The following is a 6,000-nucleotide window of genomic DNA, read 5'->3' as shown; positions in this document are numbered from 1 at the left end:
TCAAAGACGATGAGGTAGATAGGTTCGGAGTGGAAGCGTGGCGACACGTGCAGCTGACGAATACTAATCGATCGAGGACTTAACCAAAACCGTGGGCACGGATTGCCCGTTTCGTTTCAATGTCGTGTATCCAGTTTTGAGGGCGCAAGCACTCAAGAAAATAGTCCAGTGATGATGGCAAAGAGGCCACACCCGTTCCCATCCCGAACACGGCAGTTAAGCTCTTTTGCGCCGATGGTAGTTGGGGGTTTCCCCCTGTGAGAGTAGGACGTCGCTGGTCTGTATTTTTTTTTTGGTCCCGTGGTGTAGCGGTTAACATGCCTGCCTGTCACGCAGGAGATCGCCGGTTCGATCCCGGTCGGGACCGTAATTTTTCCGAATGAACACAGCCAATGGGCTGTGTTCATTTTTTTTGTTTGGATTAAGCAAGCGGCATAACTTGAAACTATCTATGGAGGCAACTTTATGAGAAGAGGAATCAGTTTTGAAATTCCGGACGACTATGGCCGTTTTCTTGGAGATGTCCTAAAGCCTATAGATATTAACGCGTACAATTGGAAGATTGGCATAGGCGAATCGTATAAGGCAGTTAACGGTAAACTAGATGGAATGCTTTTCTCAGATAGCAGAGAGGCCATTATAGGGACAGAACTGAAACTCACATTGGAAACGAATGATTATTATGTTATTTTTGCTGATTTGCAGGCATATCCGAGTGAAGAAATATCTAGCATCGAAACCTACAAAGAATTTATGGAAAGTGATTGCGAACTGGTTCTGCTCGTGGTGGATTGCATCTACGTCACCATTTACTGCAAAAATCAGGAGACCATCATCTCTCTGCAAAAAAATGCAGCAAATAATAGTTTTACCGATATTGAATATATAACCGATGAAAACGATTCAAGAACCAGGCTATCTGTTTGGTAAGAATGGCAGGCTTCGTTTCCAGCTTTAAAGCCTATCTAAATGTTTGATCTAACTTTTAACTTATAAAACGGCATGAAACGCACAAGAAAGTGGATTTTTTGATTTCCTGCGCTTTCTTCGCTAAACTATGTTAAGACTCAATAGAGGTGACGGATAAAATGAACTATACAATAGAAGTGAACTCCCCCGAAGAAACGATGGCGTTCGCTGAAAAGCTGGCCCTTCTGCTGCAGCCGCAGGATCTTCTGACGCTTGAAGGCAGCCTTGGCGCAGGAAAAACGACATTCACCAAAGGCATCGCGAAGGGGCTTGGCATTAAACGAATGGTCAACAGCCCGACATTCACCATCTTAAAACAATACGAAGGCGACCTGGAATTGAACCATATCGACGCCTATCGCTTAGAAGATAGCAGTGAAGACATTGGCTTTGATGAATTGTTCTCAGGCGACGCAGTATCGGTCGTAGAATGGGCAAAATTCATCAGCGAGTATTTGCCGGAAGACCGCTTGGACATCATCATCACCCGCAAGTCGGAAGAGGCTCGCGAAATCGGCCTTCACCCAAGAGGCCTGCGCTATGAAACTTTATGCAAGGAGCTAAACTTATGATTTATCTAGGCATCGATACCTCAAACTATCCCTTAGCGATTGCTTTGATGGAAGACCAGACCGTTTTAATAGAAGAAGTCACGAACTTGAAAATCAATCACTCGCTGACAGCAATGCCGGCGATTGAGGAAATGATGAAGAAAGCGAAAGTCGCGCCTGCTGATTTGACGCATATAGCAGTAGCGGAAGGACCGGGTTCGTATACCGGCATCCGGATTGGGCTGACCATCGCGAAAACATTGGCCTGGTCACTGAAAATTCCGTTGCATATGGTATCCAGCCTGAAAGTATTGGCGGCGAATGGCCAGTCTTTCGAGGGTTTAGTGTGTCCGGTGATGGATGCGCGGAGAGGTACGGCATTTACTGCACTGTATGATGGAAAAACACTTGAACCGGTTATTGGCGATGTGCACAGTGATTTCCGGGAGTTCTTGAATAAAGCCAAGGCAATAGGTAGACCTGTCCTCTTTACAGGTGCAGACGTTTCTATCTATGAGGAGCTGATCCGTGAAGTCCTGGACGAAATGGCGCATTTCAGCACACCTCAAAATCGTTTGCCGCGCGCTTCGAACTTGATTTTATTGGCGCAGCAGTCGGAAGCTTCAGATATTCATCATGCAGTGCCTGAATATCAGCGCATTACTGAAGCCGAAGCGAATTACATCAAGAAGCAAGAAGGCCAGCCATCATGAGCGCAGAGCTGGCATTCCGTCAAATGACGGTCGACGACATCGATCAAGTCTATGAGATTGAAAAATTGTCTTTTACGCTGCCGTGGACGAAAGAATCATTTCGCCATGAAATGGAAAATAACGATCATGCCTATTACGTAATCGCTGAAACGCAAGAAGGCATTGTCGGTTATTGCGGAATGTGGCTGATCTTGGATGAGTGCCATATCACGAATATCGCGATCCTGCCGCAGGAGCGCGGCAAAAAATACGGCGAACGCTTGATGGGAGAAGTCGTCAGGGTCGCCAAATCAAAAGGCGCAGAGCTGATGACGCTTGAAGCGCGTGTCAGCAACCATGCGGCGCAGAATTTATACCGGAAAATGGGTTTTAAAAATGGTGGCATCCGGAAGGGGTATTATACCGATAACCAGGAAGATGCCATAGTAATGTGGGTGAATTTTAATGACTGAAGATATCTATGTATTAGGAATAGAAACAAGCTGCGACGAAACCGCTGCGTCTGTTGTCAAAAACGGGACGGAAATCATTTCCAACGTCGTGGCCTCGCAAATCGAGAGTCATAAACGTTTCGGGGGCGTTGTCCCGGAAATCGCTTCGCGGCATCATGTCGAGCAAATCACATTGGTGATCGAAGAAGCTTTAACGCAAGCCAGCATGGAGCCGAAAGAACTGAGTGCTGTGGCGGTAACCGAAGGTCCTGGACTGGTCGGCGCGCTGCTGGTCGGCGTTAATGCGGCGAAAGCCTTTGCCTTTGCCCACCAATTGCCGCTTGTCGGGGTTCATCATATCGCAGGGCATATCTATGCCAACCGGCTTGAACAGGAAATGGAATTTCCTTTATTGGCATTGGTGATTTCGGGCGGCCATACCGAATTGGTGTTTATGAAAAAGCATGGCGATTTTGACGTAATCGGTGAGACGCGCGACGACGCGGCAGGGGAAGCATATGACAAAGTTGCCAGAACGCTGAACTTGCCGTATCCGGGCGGCCCGCACATTGACCGGCTTGCGCATGCAAGCGACGGGGCTGTCGATTTTCCGCGCGTGTGGCTTGAAGACGGCTCCTATGATTTTAGCTTCAGCGGCTTGAAATCATCGGTGTTGAATTATCTGCACAATGCGGCGCAGCGAGGGGAAGAGATTCCGCCTGAGCACATCGCTGCAGGCTTCCAGAACAGTGTCGTTGAAGTGGTGACAGCTAAAGCCGTGCGCGCAGCAGAGCAGTATAAGGTGCGCCAGGTGATTGCAGCGGGCGGCGTAGCCGCAAATAAAGGGCTGCGGACTTCTTTGACGGCAGCGTTCGATGGAAAAGACATCCCGTTCTATATTCCACCTCTTGCTTTATGTACAGATAATGCAGCGATGATCGCTGCGGCCGGAACGGTCATGTTCGAAAAAGGCATACGAGGAACGATGGCTATGAATGGACGGCCGGGAATGGAACTTGCTTCCTGGAATTGAAAAAAGCTCGGCAGAAACCCGGATTTCACGGTTCCTGCCGAGCTTTTTCGTACATAATTGAGCTTTTTTATGCACAATTGATCCTTTGACTGTCAATAGAGAACATTTGTACTTATGCACAAATTGTGAATAAGCTGTTCATAACTCTATGAAAAACAGCCGTTTACCTACATATTGTAGCCTCTACACTGGAAAACTATGTGGATAACATTTAATTGAATTGTGGATAATGTGGAAAAGTCTGTTGATAGCTGTTATTGCACTTCTTTGGATGTGTACAACTTTGTGGAAATAATTATTTCGCAAATAGGTATTGACCTAGATATAGAAAAAGAAAAAACCGTATACAGATGTATACGGTCAACTGTTCACTTTTTCAATCTGTTCCTGTAATTCCAGCCATGCGGACATTTTTTCTTCCTGCTGTTCTTTCAAGCTTTCCAATTGAGTCTGCAAAGGCAGTACCCGTTCGTGGTCCTGGAATACTTCTGGGAGGCAAAGCTGCTCTTCGATTTCGGAAATCTGCGCGTCGAGCTTTTCCATTTCCAGCTCAGTTTCCTCTGTTTGGCGCAAAAGCTGGCGTTCCAATTTCTTTGCACCTTTGTCGATTTGGGAAGTTGTCGCTGCTGGAGCAGCTTTCACTGCCACAGTGGATTGGTCCGCTTCAAGTGCGGCCAGCTCTTCCATCTCAAGCTTTTTCTCTACGTAATAATCGTAGTTGCCAAGGTATTCCGTTGCGCCGTCTTGGGTCAGTTCAATGACTTTCGTGCCGATGCGGTTCATGAAATACCGGTCATGGGACACGAAAAGGATGGTGCCAGGATAATCGATCAATGCATTTTCCAGCACTTCTTTGCTGTCAAGGTCCAAATGGTTTGTCGGCTCATCCAACAGCAGCACATTGGCTTTTTGCATCATCAGCTTGGCGAGCGCGACGCGGGCTTTTTCGCCGCCGGATAGCGTAGAAATCGGCTTTAATACATCATCTCCGGAAAACAGGAAACGCCCGAGGATGCCGCGGATTTCCTTTTCATTGATTAGCGGGTATTCATCCCATAGTTCATTCAATAATAGTTTATTTCCTTTTAAGTTGGCCTGTTCCTGGTCGTAATAGCCGAACTGGATGCCTGTGCCGTAATGGATATCGCCGGCAAGGGGCTTGAGTTCTTTCATAATCGTCTTCAGCAGGGTCGACTTGCCGACGCCGTTCGGCCCAACAAGTGCCATGCTTTCCTGGCGGTACAGCTTCAGCGAAATGTCTTTTGAGACCGGCTCGCCACTATAGCCGATAGCCAGTGAATTGGCGGTCAGCACATCATTGCCGCTTTGTTTGTCGATTGTAAAGCCGAAACGTGCGGATTTTTCGCTGCCGTCCGGTGCCCCCATCCATTCTGTTTTTTCCAGGATCTTGCGGCGGCTCTGCGCCATCTTTGTCGTCGATGCCCGCACCAGGTTGCGCTGAACATAATCTTCGAGCTTGGCTTTTTCGCCTTGCTGCTTTTCAAACTGTTTCATGTCAAGGTCATATTGCTTCGCTTTCTCGTCCAGATAGCGGCTGTAATTGCCTGTGTACTTTTTAACGCGATGCCGTGCCACTTCATAAACAAGCGTTACGACCTGGTCGAGGAAGTAGCGGTCATGCGATACAATCAGCAGGGCGCCGGGATAATTCTTCAAATAGTTCTCGAGCCAGCTCAGCGTTTCAATGTCAAGATGGTTTGTCGGTTCATCGAGGATCAATAGCTGTGGCTTGGACAGCAGAAGTTTCGCCAGCATGAGCCGCGTCTTTTGCCCGCCGGACAAAGATACGACCTTTTTGCCGTAGTCGTCCGCATAGAATTTCATGCCGTGGAGGATGGCGCGGGTATCAGATTCGAACTGGTAGCCACCGGCATCCTTGAAATCATGCTGGAGCGTGTCATACTCTTTCATGACCTTGTCGTACAGCTCTGCATCGTCATGTACTTCTTGCTCAGCCATCTGGGCTTCGAGGCGGCGGAGCTGCGCTTCCTGTTCGCGGAAATGAGTGAAAATCGTCATCATTTCCTCCCACACGGTCGCGTCGGATTCCAGGTCGTTCTGTTGTTCCAAATAACCGATGGTCAAATCTTTCGGCATGATGATTTCGCCGCTGTCATAAGACATCTCACCGGATATGATTTTCAAAAGCGTCGATTTGCCCGCGCCGTTGCGGCCTACGAGTGCAACGCGGTCGCGGTGTTGGACTTCCAGTTTGACGCCTGAGAGAATCTCATCTGCGCCGAACGATTTATGGACTTGGTTTACTTGCAGTACTATCATGC

General features: G+C 48.0%; 6 protein-coding genes, 1 tRNA gene and 2 rRNA genes. 8 read left to right on the top strand and 1 reads right to left on the bottom strand.

Annotated features, from left to right (window positions below; genetic code table 11):
* The 8 genes from AC4EHB_RS12785 to tsaD all read left to right on the top strand — a co-directional run.
* Positions 1–87: ribosomal RNA gene (locus AC4EHB_RS12785) — 23S ribosomal RNA — on the top strand; the annotation flags it as partial.
* Between the two features lie 77 nt (positions 88–164).
* Positions 165–280, top strand: a 5S ribosomal RNA gene (rrf, locus tag AC4EHB_RS12780).
* A gap of 14 nt (positions 281–294) precedes the next feature.
* Positions 295–367: transfer RNA gene (locus AC4EHB_RS12775), tRNA-Asp, on the top strand.
* Between the two features lie 98 nt (positions 368–465).
* Complete coding sequence (locus AC4EHB_RS12770) at positions 466–930, top strand: DUF2691 family protein (RefSeq protein ID WP_490981753.1); 465 nt, start codon at positions 466–468, stop codon at positions 928–930.
* Positions 931–1,088: 158 nt separating this feature from the next.
* Entirely contained in the window at positions 1,089–1,541 is a 453-nt protein-coding gene (gene tsaE / locus AC4EHB_RS12765) for a tRNA (adenosine(37)-N6)-threonylcarbamoyltransferase complex ATPase subunit type 1 TsaE (protein WP_490975659.1), read from the top strand.
* Positions 1,538–2,233, top strand: a complete 696-nt coding sequence (tsaB, locus tag AC4EHB_RS12760; RefSeq protein WP_490981752.1) for a tRNA (adenosine(37)-N6)-threonylcarbamoyltransferase complex dimerization subunit type 1 TsaB — start codon at positions 1,538–1,540, stop codon at positions 2,231–2,233. Before tsaE ends, tsaB begins: the two co-directional genes overlap by 4 nt.
* Complete coding sequence (gene rimI / locus AC4EHB_RS12755) at positions 2,230–2,685, top strand: ribosomal protein S18-alanine N-acetyltransferase (protein WP_490981751.1); 456 nt, start codon at positions 2,230–2,232, stop codon at positions 2,683–2,685. The genes tsaB and rimI overlap by 4 nt, the downstream gene beginning before the upstream one ends.
* Positions 2,678–3,697 carry a tRNA (adenosine(37)-N6)-threonylcarbamoyltransferase complex transferase subunit TsaD gene (gene tsaD, locus AC4EHB_RS12750; protein WP_490975662.1) on the top strand — a complete coding sequence of 340 codons (1,020 nt, stop codon included), beginning with the start codon at positions 2,678–2,680 and terminating at the stop codon, positions 3,695–3,697. Before rimI ends, tsaD begins: the two co-directional genes overlap by 8 nt.
* Before the next feature lie 360 nt (positions 3,698–4,057).
* Here tsaD and AC4EHB_RS12745 read toward each other — a convergent pair whose 3' ends face one another.
* Positions 4,058–5,998, bottom strand: coding sequence for an ABC-F family ATP-binding cassette domain-containing protein (locus AC4EHB_RS12745; protein WP_490981750.1), 1,941 nt, complete (start codon positions 5,996–5,998; stop codon positions 4,058–4,060).
* Between the last annotated feature and the right edge of the window lie 2 nt (positions 5,999–6,000).

The sequence above is a fragment of the Planococcus sp. TJ-302 genome (assembly GCF_058268455.1).
Note: the sequence above shows the minus strand (reverse complement) of the source record. Positions and strands in the feature narration are given on the sequence as shown.

Bases quoted from the DNA above. Each gene is read 5' to 3' on its own strand.
- tsaD (WP_490975662.1), top strand. From the start codon at position 2,678: ATGACTGAAGATATCTATGTATTAGGAATAGAAACAAGCTGCGACGAA.
- tsaE (WP_490975659.1), top strand. From the start codon at position 1,089: ATGAACTATACAATAGAAGTGAACTCCCCCGAAGAAACGATGGCGTTC.
- rimI (WP_490981751.1), top strand. From the start codon at position 2,230: ATGAGCGCAGAGCTGGCATTCCGTCAAATGACGGTCGACGACATCGAT.
- AC4EHB_RS12770 (WP_490981753.1), top strand. From the start codon at position 466: ATGAGAAGAGGAATCAGTTTTGAAATTCCGGACGACTATGGCCGTTTT.
- AC4EHB_RS12745 (WP_490981750.1), bottom strand. From the start codon at position 5,998: ATGATAGTACTGCAAGTAAACCAAGTCCATAAATCGTTCGGCGCAGAT.
- tsaB (WP_490981752.1), top strand. From the start codon at position 1,538: ATGATTTATCTAGGCATCGATACCTCAAACTATCCCTTAGCGATTGCT.